Origin of the sequence: Fibrobacter sp. HC4 (assembly GCF_023373925.1) — a bacterium.
Taxonomy (GTDB): domain Bacteria; phylum Fibrobacterota; class Fibrobacteria; order Fibrobacterales; family Fibrobacteraceae; genus Fibrobacter.
This window is the reverse complement of record NZ_JALCZV010000014.1, coordinates 96,483-111,978: the sequence shown is the minus strand read 5'-3', so window position 1 is coordinate 111,978 and position 15,496 is coordinate 96,483. Positions and strand designations below refer to the sequence as shown.

Here is a 15,496-nt window from a genome sequence, read left to right as displayed (position 1 = left end):
CACTTCCTGCACTTCACCCTGTAGGTGTCCATCTTGATGAAGCCCTTTTTCGTGCCGAGATCGAGCGTCCGCCATACCCTCTGTTCCCGGCCGTTGTCGTAGAGTTTCCCTTTTCGCCCGCAACAGCCGCACCTGCTGGCGTTGCCCTTGGTGAGTCTTACCGTGATGGTGACCGTGGTATCGGTTTGTTCCTGCTTGACGACTGAACAGCCGTTGACATTGAAGATGGATTTGTATAATTTTGACATGGGCTTTTTCTTCTGTTTTTTTTGGCGATTAAATTTTAGAAAATAGCCCATTTTTTGTTTAATTTAGGCGAAAGTCAACAAAAAAGGGTGGCGAAGCCACCCACACATGTTGATGAAGAGCCTGTTTTCCCCAAAAAAAATCTAACGGACTAAAATAAATAAACCATATAATTGACTTTTTGAGCCGATCACACCCAAAATGGCACCCCATCGAGACCTGCTCCTGAGCGAATCAAAAACGAAAATTCTCCGCAGGCAATTGAAAAGACGGATGCTGGAATTTATCCGCCAGGCGGACGCTTACGGTATCGACATCGTCATTTCCTTTGATATCGAGAATGCCAATGCCGATCAGCTTGAACGCACGATGAACGATCTGGAGATGATTGATGCGACCGTAGAAAACGAACCTTGCTGATTTGAATATGAAGTGGATAATCGGATCGCTGATCGCCTAGAGAAGGGATTTGTTTGATAAATATTTTTTCTATCTTTACCCCTGTATGAAGAATGTAGATACTATTGCCGTTCTTGATTTTGGTGGCCAGTATGCCCACCTGATCGCAAACCGTGTCCGCCGCCTCGGCGTTTTCACCGAAATTCATTCCCCCAACTGCGACGTTTCCGAACTGGAAGGCGTCAAGGGAATCATCTATTCCGGTGGCCCCTCCAGCGTTTATGCTGCCGACGCTCCGGAATACAATCCCGAAATCTTGAACCTGCCGGTACCCAAGCTGGGTATCTGCTACGGTCATCAGCTTATCGCCCAGCAGCTGGGTGGTCACGTTGAACCGGGCAAGGTAAAGGAATATGGCATTGCCGACTTGATCGTTGGCGACGAAAAGTGCCCGATTTTGAAGGACCTGCCCAAGGCTTCTCCCATGTGGATGAGCCATGGCGACCAGGTGACCAAGCTGCCCGAAGGCTACCGCATCGTGGCTAGCACCAAGGACTGCGAAATCGCAGCTGTCGCTTTTGACGAACGCAAGATCTACGGCATCCAGTTCCACCCCGAAGTGACCCATAGTAAGTTCGGCATGAAGCTTCTCGAAAACTTCATCGACATTACCGGCGCACAGAAGACCTGGAACATGCACAGCTATTTGCCCCTGATTACCGCACGTATCCAGGAACAGGTGAAGGACCGCAAGGTGTTCCTCCTGGTGTCTGGCGGTGTGGACTCTACCGTGGCATTCGTTCTCTTGAACCGTGTCCTTGGCCCCGAAAAGGTTCTTGGCCTCCATGTGGATAACGGCATGATGCGTCTGGGCGAATCCCAGAAGATCATGGACTTCCTCAAGGCCGAAGGCATGAACAACCTTCAGATCCGCGACGCCAGCGAGCACTTCCTGGCAAAATTGGCTGGCGTGACTGCGCCGGAAACCAAGCGCGGCATCATCGGTAAGGAATTCCTGGTGGTGAAGGACGAGGAAATGGCCAAGCTGAACCTTGACCCCAACCAGTGGATGATGGCTCAGGGCACCATTTACCCCGATACCATCGAATCCGGTGGCACCAAGAATGCAGACAAGATCAAGACCCACCACAACCGCGTCCAGGAAGTTCTGGACCTGATGGAAAAGGGCCTTGTGCTTGAACCGCTGGCCGACCTCTACAAGGATGAAGTCCGTGCCCTCGGTGAAGAACTGGGCATCCCCCACAATCTCGTCTGGCGTCACCCCTTCCCGGGTCCGGGTCTGGGTGTCCGTCTGCTTTGCAGCGATGGCGTCCTGAAGGACGACATGGTCGCATTCAACGACGTGAAGGACACTCAGGGCGGCAGCCTCGCCGACTACCTGAAGGCTAACAACATTTCTGGCCGCATGCTCCCCATCAAGAGCGTTGGCGTTCAGGGCGATGGCCGTACTTACGCACAGCCGTTCCTTCTGACTACCGCCGGCCTCAGCTGGAAGGACTGCGAAAAGTTCTCCACCGAACTTGCTAACCGCTTCAAGGCCATCAACCGCGTGATCTACCAGATCGGTACCGTGGCTGATGAAGACCCGAAGCTTGTGGAACAGTACGCTACTCGCGAAAACTTCGATACCCTCCGCAAGTTCGACGACATCTGCACCACCTTCCTGCAGGAAAACAAGCTGTACGAAGAAATCTGGCAGATGCCTGTGGTATCCGTTCCGCTGCGCACTGCAGGCAAGCCTTGCATCGTGATGCGTCCTGTGAACTCCACCGAAGCCATGACCGCCAACTTCGCAGAAATTGACCAGGGCATGCTTGCAGGCCTCTGGCGCAAGTTCGAAGCAGAAGGCGCCGGCTCCCTCTGGTACGACGTAACTCACAAGCCCCCCGGAACCATTGAATGGGAGTAATTTTTACTCTTCATTAAACATAAAAGCCGCAGGAAGAACTTCTTCCTCGGCTTTTTTGATTTATACGTATCTATACTATATTTGTGAAATGCATTCGTTTAAAAGAAAAACATTCCCTCTTTTCATCGCGACTCTTTTGATGATTCTAGTCGAGTTCTCCGCATGCAGTAACTCATCCGAGCCCGACGACATTAACGGAAATTCAACAACCGAGCAAGGTTCTTCTAGCCTCATTGAAGCTGATATTCCAATATCCTGCCCCGAGAATCTTGGTGAAAATGAAATTTGCGACCCTCGCGATTTCAAGATTTACCACACCACGGAAATTGGCGCACTGATCTGGACATCCGAGAACCTTCGTTACAAGGTCGAGGGCAGCCGCTGTTTCGAAGACAATGATTCAAACTGCGTCAAGTTCGGCCGTCTGTACAATTGGACGCAGGCCATGGATTTTAAACCCTATTTCCTGCGCAACACAGCCGAGGATTCCATCAAAAAGCCCTACCATCAGGGAATCTGTATGCCGGGTTGGCATGTCCCCGACACTCTGGAATGGAAATACCTGATGAGCTATACCGACATCATGAAAGAAGACCCTTACGGTTTCAAGGTTCTCCATGGCGGTTTTTACAACAACTATTTTTTCTCGTACTGGCCTGACGCAGACAGATTCATCACTTCTACCGAAAGTGACGAAATGGACTATTATGTAGACTACAATCAGGATACTTTCTTCGACGAAACGGCACCTCAAACAAGAGTGAACAGCTTCGGCGTCGACCCAAAAGACAACTCCATCAACGAATCCTCCAAATCCCACGGGTTTTCTTTACGTTGCGTCAAGGATACCTTGCTCATGGAAATGATCATTCCCTCCAGTTCCTCCGTCGCCTCCAGTTCCTCTATTGAGTTGTCCAGTTCATCAGAAAAAGTTTCCTCATCCAGTGAAGAAGTCTGCGCCAGTGTACAAAAAGAGAGCTGGAAGTATCTGAGCTCCAAAGTAAAGTATGATGTTTTCCAGGATGACCGAGACGGCCATTGTTACAAGAGTGTCAAAATCGGAGACCAGGTCTGGATGGCAGAAAACCTAAACTATGTCGACTCCATCGCCCACCCCTTCTTTGCAGGGAAAACCCATTGTCTAGGCAACGACCCCGACAGCTGTGAAATCTTTGGACGTTTTTACACCCAGGTGGCGGCCATGAAGGCATGCCCCGAAGGTTGGCATCTTCCGTTCAGTGATGAAATCTACACCCTTCTGGAAACAGTAAGCGACGCCTCCCTTAAGTCTGCGGAATGGACTTGGCAAGAAAGCCCAGCAACAAACGAAAGCGGATTTTCCGCATTGCCCCTTGGAATATTCGTTGACGAGGCGAGCTATTGTGGCGATGCTTGCGACGTGATAGAAGAATATTTCTTTGGTTACGGAGAACTGGTAAATATTTGGAGCCGCCAAAAGTCTTTTCTCCCTGACGATGAATTCTCTTCCTATCTATTAATGTTCGATTACGCCAAGGAACCCGCAAGAGTCGACCTCGAAGAACGAATCATGGGAATGAACGTTCGCTGCGTCCACAACTAATTTGATTTTTGGGAGAGAAGGTTGTTTATATGCTAAACTATACGAAAAAGTCTTTTTGCACCTGCCTGCTTGCATCGATCCTTGCATCGGTCTTCCTTACAGCCTGCGGCGATAGCGACTCAGGAAGTCCAAATTCGCCGGAGGAAAACCAGGCTAATTCTTCCAACAGTCTGTCTATAGCTCAATGCGAAGATCGTTATGGCATTTCCGGAAGTAACTCCTGGTCGAAAACGATCACCGACTCATCCTTGATCAAGGACGTTGCCTGTTCCAAGGCTACGGAATTCATCGACCAAAAGGGTGGCGTTCAGACTGTTTGTCACGAATTAACATACAATTCCGAATATAACCGCCTGGAAATATTCCTTTCGTCTGAATATGGCTATAGGAAAGTCTGGGTTACCCTTGACGGTTGTAAATACAAGTTAGGAAGCGACGGCGACTTCAACACCTTGATCGCAAAGGCCCCTGAATGGAAACTGGACGAATGCCTCTGCAAGGAAGAAAAGGGCGAGGCCTATTATCGCAACAGCGCACCGAAAATCTTAGCGGAAAGTTCCAGTTCCATGGCCGAAGAGGAATCTTCCTCAAGCATGGAATACCCCAGGGAATCTTCCAGCAGCATCGCCTACGTGCCGCCCTCAGAAGCTGTCGCTGGAACCATGGTCGATAAGCGGGACAATCGCGAATACAAAACCGTGACCATCGGCAGTCAAACCTGGATGGCCGAAAATCTTGCATACGCCTATACGGAACCCACAAAGACACAGGACTCCTCCAGTTTCTGCAACAGTGAAGCTGAAGGAAATTGCGAAAAATACGGCCGTCTTTACCTATGGTCTGCTGCCATGGATTCCGCAGCCGTATTTTCAGAAAGCGGTAAAGGCTGCGGCTACGATTACAGGAAATGCGCTAACGAAGATAACAAGGGCACAGTCCGTGGAATCTGTCCCGAAGGCTGGCATCTGCCCAACGTCAATGAATATCAGGTCCTATTTACCGCCATCGGAGGACATAAAATACCGGGATATCCTGATTGGACCAATGTTGAAAAATCACTGAAGTCCCTTGATGGCTGGAGTGAATACAACAATCGCGACGCAAACGGTTATGACGACTACGGATTCTGCGTGCTACCGGCCGGCCGCGCCGATGACATAGGAGAAATCAATCCCTATGATCAAGGTGGCGTAGCCTTTTTCTGGACATCCGATCGCAGAAATGATTTCGTGGCCGAAATCATAACATTCGAAAATTGGACCCCGAACGTTAGCAATAGCGGAGTAGGCTCAGATTCATTTCTTTCTATTCGTTGCATAAAGGACTAGCAAATTCTATGAAAAACATAAGGTGGTTTACACTTGTTTCCTTTTTGTTCTGCACATTTACGGCCTGCACAGACAGCGGCATGACCCCCGAAGAAAAGGAAAGAGAAAAGGAACTGGAAGCCTATCGTGCTGAGCGAGATCTACTCGACAGCATCGTTGGAGGGATGAGTTCCGTCATTCGATTAAACCATTCCAGCGGAGGCAACGGAACACATATTTCCGATGGATTCCGCCCCTCCCGCAATACCGATACCACTATCGAAATCAATAAGTTCGTCAAGGATATGATCGTAGAAATTCGCTTTAGCGATCCTACGGTCTGCAATTACAAAAACACAAAGTTTTTATTAAACGGCAAAGAGATCAAAGGTGAACAATCTTCAGACTCTTACGGAGGACTCCTTTTCAGCGACATTTTCGAAAAGCAGGATGAAACACATCGTCTGGAAATTCAGTTGGATTCCGCCAACTGTGGAAACCTGAAGGAAACCTACACGTTGGTTCCATCAAAAAATCCAGGTGAAGCTCACTTTACAGAAGTCTGCTACAACTACGATGACTATTTTAGCACTTACGTAGAGGGATATTTCTACTCCAGGGTCATTCCATGCTACTACGGAGGTTTTTATTCCACCTACGTAGATACACTCCAATCCAGATGTTTCCTAAAAACCGAATCGGAATCCATGGAACTGAAGATTGATTTTGAAAAAGATTACGACATCATGAATTCCAGTCGCTATCAGAGAGGTGAAGTATCTCTTGACAGCGCCACCTTGGTCAACTTCCTGAATGGCGATACCAGCGCAACGTTGTCCTGCGCGCTCATTTTCCAGGACTGGCTTGTACCCGCACAGGTTAATAAGGAATTCAAATACTACAATCATTCCATCCATTTCAAGAAAGCGGAAAAACTTCGTCTATTAGACCTAGTCGTTAATGATTATAATATAAGTACAGTCGAGCCCTCCAATTTGGTGAGTTTCCTATTCACACGAACCACCGTAAAGGGGGAAAAGATTTTCGCTTCCGAATCCTATGGACTGTACCATACAACATCTCTTGGAGTCATGCATCAAATGCGTTGGAAAGATGTCTATGACGGACTCATCGACGAAAGCACCTCCGAAGACTCGGTGCAAGTCCTTGCAGTCGCCTGGCCCACAGGCGCCACCACAAAAGAAGAAGATGAACTCTTTACTATACTTAGGTATATCCGCTCGGAAGAAGATTCCTCCGTTTTTGCCACAACCCTGGATTCTGTCATGAACGTGGTAACCGACGAAGCCGGCAACATCAAGGACAAGTTCTACTTTATGGACGCCAGACGTATTCCCGGATACGACATAAAGGATTATCAGTAGCAAGACATGTCAGCCTTTACACCTGTAATCATCATTCTTGTTTGCATTCTCGGCCTCCTGTTACTGCCCGTGGTTCTAGGCTGCGGGCTACTGGTGTTCTTTGTCGGCAGCCTCAGCCTGAGCAAGACGCAAATACTCAGCAGATAAGTTTCCGCACCCAAGGTCAATACACTTGTCTGTCTCATGTACGTCGTACTTGTACGGACTGCCGCGATCCAAAATCGCGGGTATGCATTGCCAATTTCGAGCAGCGGACGCATCCAAATGCCGCCACCAATCAAATTGGCTAGCAACCATTTGATACAAAGATGCGTATGTGCTATTGACGTCACACGGCATCACAGCCATCAATACATTATTCAGCATAGGCTCGACCGAGCCGCGCGACCAGCGCTTGAGCAAAGCGAAAGCGCAATGGGAATAATTTTTCCCCTTAAAGAGAAAGCCGCTGGATCTGATTGATCCGCGGCTTTTTTTGCGAGTTCAAATTCTCGAATTTATGCCAACAGTTCGTCGGCCAGCTTTTCCATCTGGGCGATGTTTTCGTCCTTCATGGCGATCTTGATGCTGACCTTGTTCTGGGCGATGGTGATGTCCTTGGCGGCTTCGAACATAGTGGCCATGTTCTTGGCGGCGGCGGGGGCCCAGGAACCGTTTTCCATGAAGGCGATGGTGCGCTTCTGGTAGTTGCGTTCCAGCAGGTGGTCGATGAATTCGCGCATCTTGGGGAACACGCCGGTGTTGTAGGTGGTGGTGGCCAGAACCAGCTTGCCGTAACGGAAGGCGTTCTCGATGCATTCGTAGGTGTCTTCGCGGGCAAGGTCAGAGACGACTACCTTCTTGCAGCCCTTGGCCTTCAGGATTTCTGCCAGCTTTTCTACAGCCTGCTTGGTGTTGCCATAGACAGAGGTGTAGGCGATCATGACGCCTTCAGATTCCACGTCGTAGTTGGTCCAGATCTTGTAGTAGTTCAGGTACTCTTCTACGTTGCCCACGATGGTGGGACCGTGGAGGGCGCAAATCTTTTCTACGGGAATGTCAGAAAGCTTTGCAAGCACAGCCTGGGCGTTGGCGCCGAACTTTCCTACGATGCCGAAGTAGTAGCGGCGGGCTTCGCAGGCCCAGCCTTCCGGGTCTTCAACGTCGTTAGCGCCGAACTTGCCGAAAGCGTCTGCTGAGAACAGGACCTTTTCGCTGGATTCATAGCTCATGATGACTTCGGGCCAGTGGACGTTGGCGGCAGTAACGAAGTTCAGGGTGTGTGCGCCCAGTTCCAGCTTGGTGCCTTCGCCGGCTACAACCTGACGATCGGCAAAGTCGGTTCCAAAGAAGTTCTTCATCATGGTGAAGGCCATCTTGGAAGAGACGATCTTTGCGGCGGGATACTTTTCCATAAACAGTTTGATGTTTGCGGAATGGTCCATTTCCATGTGGTGGACCACCAGGTAAGCGGGCTGCTTGTCGCCAATGGTCTCGGCGATATTCTTAAGCCATTGTTCTCCAAAATTCTGGTCTACCGAATCCATCACGGCGATCTGTTCATCCATGATGACGTAGGAGTTGTAGGCCATGCCCAGGGGCACTTCGAACTGGCCTTCGAAAAGGTCGATTTCGTGGTCGTTGACACCAACGTACTTAATAGAGTCGGTCACTTTCATTTCGTAAGAGAACATGGTTAAACCTCCTTGTATTCTTCGGTTGTTTCAGGTGCTGTAGACATGCGGCGGGCAAGTTCGATAAGGGTCTGCACGCCAAAGCCGGTGGCTCCGTATTCGGTGTACTTCCACTTCTTGGTAACGAAGGCGGTGCCTGCAATATCCCAGTGAGACCAGGCGGTGTTTTCGGGTACGAATTCCTGCAGGAAGAGGGCGGCGCTGATGGCACCGGCGTCGCTTCCGGTGTTCTTGAGGTCTGCAAACTTGTCCTTCAGGGCATCGGCGTATTCTTCTTCCAGAGGCATGCTCCAGAACTTTTCGCAGCAGGCTTCGCCGGCGTTGATGACGTTCAGGGCCAGGGCATCGTCGTTGCTGAAGAATCCGGTAACGGCATAACCCAATGCGCGGACCATGGCGCCTGTGAGGGTGGCCAGATCGATAATGTGGGTGGCTCCGATGAGGCCTGCTTCGGCCAGACCGTCAGAAAGTACAAGGCGGCCTTCGGCGTCGGTGTTGTCTACCATGACTGTCTTACCGTTCTTGGCGGTAAAGATATCGCCGGGGAGCACAGACTTGTTGCCGATGGCGTTTTCGGCCAGGCAGCAGATGGCGCTGACCTTCATGGGCAATTTCAAGGTGGCGATGGCCTGGATGGCTGCCAGAGTGGTGGCGGCACCGCTCATGTCGCTGATCATTTCTGGCATGGATTTGGGCGGTTTGAGGCAGAGGCCGCCGGTATCGAAGGTGAGACCCTTGCCAACGATGACCAGGTGGTCGGCGGAGCTGCGGGCTCCGCGCTTGCCTGCTGCAGCCTTGGTGCCGTCGTAGGTCATGGTAATCATGTGGGGTTCGTGGGAGCTACCCTTGCCAACGGTAACGTGGCCCATGAAGCCTTCCTTTTCCAGCTGCTTCATGTCGCGGACCTTGATGGAAAGGCCCGGAGTATACTTGGCGATGGTCTTGGCGCGTTCGACGAACTCGGCGGGGTAAAGGTCGCTGGCGCAAGTGTTGATCAAGTTCTTGGTCAGGGCGATGGCCTTTTGTTCGATGGCTACGTCTTCGGCGATGGCCTTGAATTCGGCAACGTGTTCGCCGGCGACGATTTCGAAGGTGACCTGGAAGTTTTCTTTCTGCTTGCTCTTGTAGGCGTCAAACTTGTAATCGGCGTAGTGGAGGCCGTGGGCGATGGCCTTGAACTGTTCGGGGGCGGCATCGGCAAGCATGATGCTTACTACGGGAATCTGGCGGGCCATGGCCTTCTTGGCCAGGCGATAGGCGGCCATGCGCAAGTGGTCCAGATTAGAGATGCCACGCTCCTTGGCGGCGTTGACGAAAATGGTGGAGGTGCCATCGATTTCCAGAAGTTCCAGGTCTTCGAAGGGGCCTTCCTGCATGCCGGCCAGAACGGATTCTACCTGCTTTTCGGCGGTTTCGGAAAGGACGTTGGAGAACTGGATGGACTGCTTGACAAAAAGAAGGGCGGACACATTGGCCTTGCCCGACGGAGTTTTAACAATATTCAATTTCATATGTCATTAATGTAGTTAAAAAATGCTATTATATTCCATGTAAGAACAGGAGGTTTTATATGAATCTTAAGTATGTTGGAATTGTGTCTGCACTGGCTCTTTCTGCAGCCTTTGCCCAGGAAACTGCTGCTCCTGCAACTGAAGCCGCTCCCGCTGCCGAAGTGGCCGCCCCTGCTGAAGTTGCCGCTCCTGCCGTAGAACCGGCTGTTGCCCCCGCCGAAGCCGCACCCGTTGCAGCCCCGGCTCCCCAGGTAGCTGAACCGGTCGCTGCCCCCGCTCCCCAGGAAGCTGAACCTGCCGATGTGGCTGTTGCCCCCAAGGCCGTCCGTGGCGAAGATGCTGCCCCCGCAGCAGAAGTTGCTGAACCCGTCGCTGCCCCTGCCGCTGAACCCGTTGCAGCTCCCGCTCCCCAGGTAGCCGAACCCGTTGCGGCCCCCGCCCCCAAGGCTGTCCGTGGCGAAGATGATGCTCCCCGTACCGTTTACTACGAAACCGTCTACACCCGCGAAGATGGTACCCCCGTGCGCACTGTCTATGTGGCTCAGCACAGGTCCTCTTCTAAGGATACCGTTTCTATGGATCAGCTGATGGGTCTTGTTCCCATGCAGTTCAAGATCGGTGCTCATGGTTCTATCGGTTCCTATTACCTGACCGGTGACAAGTGGGACGATGATGACTACTATGGCATTTCCTGGCGCGCAGGTTTGATGTCCATCATTCCCCTGAATGATTACACTATGGGTATCAAGCTGGGTGTAATCTTTGAACGCAGCAAGTCTAGCGAAACTTACGACTACTACGACAACAACAACAAGGCTGTTCCGGTAAGCTTCAACTTCGACCAGATGAAGGTGAACATTCCGGTACTCTTTACCTTCAAGGGTGCATCTTCCAACCTTTACTTCGATCTGGGTGCCCAGATTTCTATTCCGGTGAAGGATGAACTGAAGGTGTCTTACAAGAACGGTCAGGAGAAAATCAAGGAAACGACTGACTTGATGGATGAAGATTACCGCACGAACATGGACTGGAGCCTGGTCTTTGGATTCTCTGTCATGGCTCATAAGCGCCTGTCCATCGACGTGAAGGCCGATGTGGGCCTGTCTGACCTGTACGAAGGTTACAGCGAATTCCCCAGCCTGGACCTGAGCTGCTCCTCCTTCGGCATTGGTCTTACCCTCTACCCGTTCTAATAACTCGTAAAAAAGGAACGATCGCTTTATGATCTTGCCTATCCTTGCCCTGGTGGCTGGCATTGCCGTTCTGGTCTGGAGCGCCGACAAGTTTGTGGATGGCGCCGTTGGCGTTGCTGAATTCTGTGGTATGTCTACGCTCCTGATCGGTATGGTGGTGGTTGGCTTTGGTACCAGCGCCCCCGAAATGGTGGTGTCTGCCCTTTCTGCCTTGCAGGGGAATCCTGAGCTGGCCTTGGGTAACGCATATGGCAGCAACATTGCGAACATCGCTCTGATTCTGGGCGTTACCGCCCTGATAACCCCGCTGGTAGTCAAGCGCTCCGTTCTCAAGAAGGACTTGCCGATCCTTATCGGTGTGACGGCCCTGGCCATTATCCTTGTGGCCGACGGAAGCGTGACCCGCATGAACGGCATTGCCTTTTTGGCTGTGTTCTTTGCTGTCATGGGCTATAACATCGTAAGCGAGATGCGCGGCTCCAAGACCTTGAATGCAGACGCTTCTGCAAGTGCCGCGGATGATACCGACAACGGTTCTTCAAAGAGTCTGGGCAAGTCCATCTTCTGGTTGCTTCTTGGCCTGGTGCTTTTGGTGGTCAGTTCCAAGATGCTGGTGTGGGGCGCCGTTGAAATCGCCCGCAGCCTTGGCATGAGCGACTTGCTCATAGGCCTTACCATCGTGGCTATTGGAACCTCTTTGCCGGAACTGGCCAGCTCCATTGCCGCCGCCCGCAAAGGCGAAGACGACCTGGCCGTAGGAAACATTATCGGCTCCAACCTGTTCAACACCCTGATGGTGGTGGGCATCGCCGCAACCCTGGACCCCATGGAATCCGTGGAACGAGACATGGTGACCCGCGACCTTCCCCTGATGGCTGTACTCACCCTGTCGCTGCTGGTGCTGGGCTTCCGCCGCAAGGGCGATGGCCGCATTAACCGCATTGCCGGCGGTGTCTTGCTAGCCATATATGTGGGTTACCTTGGATTGCTTATTGCCCAGGCCTCTGGCGCGATTTAATTTGAAATAGGCTTCGCCTTTTTTGGGGTGAGAGTCAGAATAGAAAAGCATACTTTTAAACAAAGGGCTCCGCAACTGCGGAACCCTTTTAAAGTTTATGGAGCAATAGGAGCGTCTATAACGCTGACGTGAACTGCCTACGGAACCGCTACATCGGCGGGAAGAAGATGTAGGCGATGGCGATGGCTGCCATAACGCCCACGGCATCGGCAATCAGGGCGCAGGTCACGGCGTGGCGGGTCTTCTTGACGCCTACGGAACCGAAGTAGACTGCGATGATGTAGAAGGTGGTGTCGGCGGCTCCCTGGAACATGCAGCTTAGGCGGCCGGCGAAACTGTCGGGGCCCAAGGTCTTCATGGCGTCGATCATCATGCCGCGGGCACCGCTTCCGCTAAGGGGTTTCATGATGGCGGTGGGCAGGGCCGGAACCACATCGCTGCCGACACCGATCATGTTCAGCAGGGCGGCGATGCCGTTCATCAAGAGGTCCATGGCGCCGCTGGCACGGAACACCGCAACGCCTACAAGGATAGCTACCAGGTTGGGAATGATCATGACGGCGGTGTGGAAGCCGTCCTTGGCGCCTTCTACGAAGGCTTCGTAAGCCTGCACTTTCTTGTAGCAGGCCAGACCCAAAAAGGCCACGATAACGCCGAACAGTACGAAACCGCTAATGAACAGGCTGCTGGCGCCAATGGCTTCTGCTGTCAGGTGGCTGAAGTAGACCATGATGGCGATAACGCAGGCCGAAAGACCGCCGAGCCATGCCACCGTTACAGGGTCCTTCAGCTTCACCTTCTGGAAAAAGCTCAAGGCCACAATGCCCGCGATGGTACTGAAGAATGTAGAGAGCAGCAGGGGGAGGAATACGTCACTGGGGTTGGCCGCTCCCATCTGGGCGCGGTACGTCATGATGCTGACAGGGATCAAGGTCAACCCGCTGGCGTTCAGCACCAGGAACATGATCTGGGAGTCGCTTGCCACGGACTTGTCTTCGTTGGGGTTGATTTCCTGCAGTTCCTTCATGGCCTTAAGGCCCATGGGGGTGGCCGCATTGTCAAGGCCCAGCATGTTGGCGCTGATGTTCATGAGCATGGTGCCCACCACAGGGTGGCCCTTGGGAATCTGGGGGAACAGTCGGCTGAACAGCGGCTGCACGATCTTGGCGAGAATCTGCACGGCACCAGCCTTTTCACCAATCTTCAGAATGCCAAGCCAGAGGCTGAGAATGCCGGTGAGGCCGATGGCTATTTCGAAGGCTGTCTTGGACATGTCGAATGCGCCCAAAATGGCTTTGTTGAAAATTCCGGTGTCGCCGAAGGCCAACCATTGAACGATACAGGCGACGAATGCACCAAAAAAGAATACGAGCCAGATAACATTTAAAACCATGGGCCTAATTTTAGAAAAGATTGCACAAAAAAAATGGAACCGGTTTTCACCAGTCCCATTTTTGAAGTTTAAACGATTCGATTTAAAGTAAAATACTTATTTCTAATCGTATAGGCCAGAAATTGCTGCGTTTACAATCAATTCGAGTTCTGCGCAGGAGGATTCGGCAGCTTCACCACCTACGTATACAGTGGCACCTTTGATTTGGCAGGACTTGCTGCCCTTGCTGGTGCACTTACCAGAACCCTTGCTTCCTTCGAATGCTTCGCAGAAGGCACCGTACTGGTTGTAGATTTCTTCAGAGGCTTCGACGCAAATGGAGAAGTCTTCACCGTTTGCACTGCAGTTGACGAAATTTGCGTTGCTTCCGCCGTCAAAATCTTCGTCACCTGCTGCAGGGACGTCTTCGGTAGGACTGCTAGGAATGGTTTCCTGGAAGTTGCCGGAGGCCTTGGACACATCACCATCACCGGAGCAGCCAACGAAGGCGGCCATGGCGGTGGCGACAGCGATTGTTACGAGAACTTTCATGACAACCTCAAATTAGAAGTGGATGAAGGCACCCAGGTTTCCTGCGAAGTTATCCAGGGAACTGGTCTGGCTAACAGAAGCTTCGAGGACGAAGTTCTTGAAGGAGAAACGAGCACCAGCGTTTGCGTATGCAGTGGAAGTTGCAAGACGAATGGTGGAATCGTCTTCGGTATGGAGGTTAGCCTTGTTTTCTTCGCCGAGACGGTCGAAGATGACCCAAGTGAAGCTTGCGCCACCGAAGAACATCCAGTTGTCGTTCAGGGTGATTTCTGCCAGCATGTTGGGGGTAGTGTAGAGACCGAATTCAGAACGGTTGTTCTTGGAGTCATCATCCTTGATTTCATCGTACATCACGATGGGGAGGTAGGTGTTGGTACCGAGGAACAGCTGAGCGTTAGCTACGCTTGCAACGGGGAATGCAAGGTTGAAGTTGGGGGTGATTGTGAATTTGGATTCCGGGTTGGTGATTTCGGTAGACTGGTTTCCGGTAGAGGTTTCTTCGGTGCTTGCATGGCGGATGAGAGAAAGACCTGCAGACCAGGCGAGGCTCTTGGCGGAAGGTGCGTTAGAAACGACGGCAGAAATTCCGATATCCCAATAGTCGCGGTCGACTTCAGTCTGATCGTTTTCGGTGTCGGTTTCATCCTGGAAGGTTTCCCAGAATGCGTGTGCGCCGAATTCCAATGCGCCCAGGTTCATAGAGAAGTTCACGCCGATGTTGTCGCCTGCGCCGGTGGTAGAGGCGTCAGATTCAGCGGTGCCTGCCTGAGTGGAAACTTCGTGGGAGGTGAAGGTCTTGCTCAGAGCCAAATCAACGGTAACACCGAGGCCACCAGTTGCGATACCGGCGGTGAGCATTGCGGGGCCGCCGTTGTTGGTGTACTGCATCAAGTAGGTCATGCCACCGCTAGCGAGAGAGACAACGCCTTCTCTTGCAGACGGCTGAACGTACAAGAGGGTACGGCCTGCCATCTTGTGAGGCATAGACATATCGCCATTGATGGTAGCTGCAGCAGCTTCGTTGCCTACAGCGTTATAGGCATTGGCATGCAGAACGTTGAAACCGGTTGCAGGAGCTGCGGCTGCCTGTGCGGGAGCTGCTTCTGCAGTCTTGTCCCAGGAATCTTCTACAGCGGGAGCTGCGGGTGCCGGAGCAGGTGCCGGAGCGGCTTCAGCCTGTTCTTCGGCAGCGGCGGGGGCTGCTTCTTCATATTCGTCGTCATAGTCCTGAGCGACGGCTGCGGAAACTGCAAGAGCTGCAGCAACGGAAACGAGTTTGAAATTCATATATACTCCTTAATTAGTTTGAGCTACAATTTAGCATATAA

Annotated in this window: 14 protein-coding genes; 8 read left to right on the top strand and 6 right to left on the bottom strand. The window is 51.9% G+C overall.

Going from position 1 to position 15,496, the window contains the following annotated elements; all coding sequences use genetic code 11:
• Positions 1-248, bottom strand: a 248-nt coding sequence (locus MMG03_RS10535; RefSeq protein WP_249506226.1) for a transposase family protein, incomplete at its 3' end; no start/stop codon positions are given.
• Positions 249-447: 199 nt separating this feature from the next.
• Between MMG03_RS10535 and MMG03_RS10530 the strand changes: the two genes are divergently transcribed.
• From MMG03_RS10530 to MMG03_RS10505, 6 genes are all read left to right on the top strand, one after another.
• Entirely contained in the window at positions 448-666 is a 219-nt protein-coding gene (locus tag MMG03_RS10530) for a hypothetical protein (protein WP_139258415.1), read from the top strand.
• A gap of 85 nt (positions 667-751) precedes the next feature.
• Positions 752-2,575, top strand: a complete 1,824-nt coding sequence (gene guaA / locus MMG03_RS10525) for a glutamine-hydrolyzing GMP synthase (RefSeq protein ID WP_073236608.1) — start codon at positions 752-754, stop codon at positions 2,573-2,575.
• A 139-nt stretch (positions 2,576-2,714) separates the two neighbouring features.
• A complete protein-coding gene (locus MMG03_RS10520; RefSeq protein ID WP_073236611.1) occupies positions 2,715-4,157 on the top strand; it encodes an FISUMP domain-containing protein in 1,443 nt (480 codons plus the stop codon).
• A gap of 29 nt (positions 4,158-4,186) precedes the next feature.
• Entirely contained in the window at positions 4,187-5,485 is a 1,299-nt protein-coding gene (locus MMG03_RS10515) for a fibrobacter succinogenes major paralogous domain-containing protein (RefSeq protein WP_083538220.1), read from the top strand.
• An 8-nt stretch (positions 5,486-5,493) separates the two neighbouring features.
• Positions 5,494-6,849 (top strand): hypothetical protein, encoded by a 1,356-nt coding sequence (locus MMG03_RS10510; RefSeq protein ID WP_139259219.1) that lies wholly within the window; start codon positions 5,494-5,496, stop codon positions 6,847-6,849.
• 6 nt (positions 6,850-6,855) lie between these two features.
• Complete coding sequence (locus MMG03_RS10505) at positions 6,856-6,996, top strand: hypothetical protein (RefSeq protein ID WP_158236594.1); 141 nt, start codon at positions 6,856-6,858, stop codon at positions 6,994-6,996.
• Positions 6,997-7,346: 350 nt separating this feature from the next.
• Here MMG03_RS10505 and MMG03_RS10500 read toward each other — a convergent pair whose 3' ends face one another.
• Both MMG03_RS10500 and MMG03_RS10495 read right to left on the bottom strand, forming a co-directional pair.
• Positions 7,347-8,522: an FprA family A-type flavoprotein gene (locus tag MMG03_RS10500; protein WP_217653124.1), complete on the bottom strand. Its 1,176-nt coding sequence runs from the start codon at positions 8,520-8,522 to the stop codon at positions 7,347-7,349.
• A 2-nt stretch (positions 8,523-8,524) separates the two neighbouring features.
• On the bottom strand, positions 8,525-10,033 hold the full coding sequence (locus tag MMG03_RS10495; protein WP_073236624.1) for a M17 family metallopeptidase: 1,509 nt from the start codon (positions 10,031-10,033) through the stop codon (positions 8,525-8,527).
• A gap of 59 nt (positions 10,034-10,092) precedes the next feature.
• On the opposite strand from MMG03_RS10495, the gene MMG03_RS10490 reads away from it, so the two are divergent.
• Entirely contained in the window at positions 10,093-11,226 is a 1,134-nt protein-coding gene (locus MMG03_RS10490; protein ID WP_073236629.1) for a porin family protein, read from the top strand.
• Between the two features lie 28 nt (positions 11,227-11,254).
• Complete coding sequence (locus MMG03_RS10485) at positions 11,255-12,244, top strand: calcium/sodium antiporter (protein ID WP_073236632.1); 990 nt, start codon at positions 11,255-11,257, stop codon at positions 12,242-12,244.
• Between the two features lie 148 nt (positions 12,245-12,392).
• Here the strand turns inward: MMG03_RS10485 and MMG03_RS10480 are convergent, their stop codons facing one another.
• The 3 genes from MMG03_RS10480 to MMG03_RS10470 form a co-directional block, all read right to left on the bottom strand.
• Positions 12,393-13,637 carry a nucleoside recognition domain-containing protein gene (locus tag MMG03_RS10480; RefSeq protein ID WP_073160463.1) on the bottom strand — a complete coding sequence of 415 codons (1,245 nt, stop codon included), beginning with the start codon at positions 13,635-13,637 and terminating at the stop codon, positions 12,393-12,395.
• Between the two features lie 102 nt (positions 13,638-13,739).
• The gene (locus MMG03_RS10475) at positions 13,740-14,168 is read right to left on the bottom strand and encodes a hypothetical protein (protein ID WP_249506225.1); all 429 of its coding nucleotides are present in this window, start codon (positions 14,166-14,168) and stop codon (positions 13,740-13,742) included.
• A 12-nt stretch (positions 14,169-14,180) separates the two neighbouring features.
• A complete protein-coding gene (locus MMG03_RS10470) occupies positions 14,181-15,455 on the bottom strand; it encodes a hypothetical protein (RefSeq protein ID WP_249506224.1) in 1,275 nt (424 codons plus the stop codon).
• Positions 15,456-15,496: the final 41 nt, after the last annotated feature.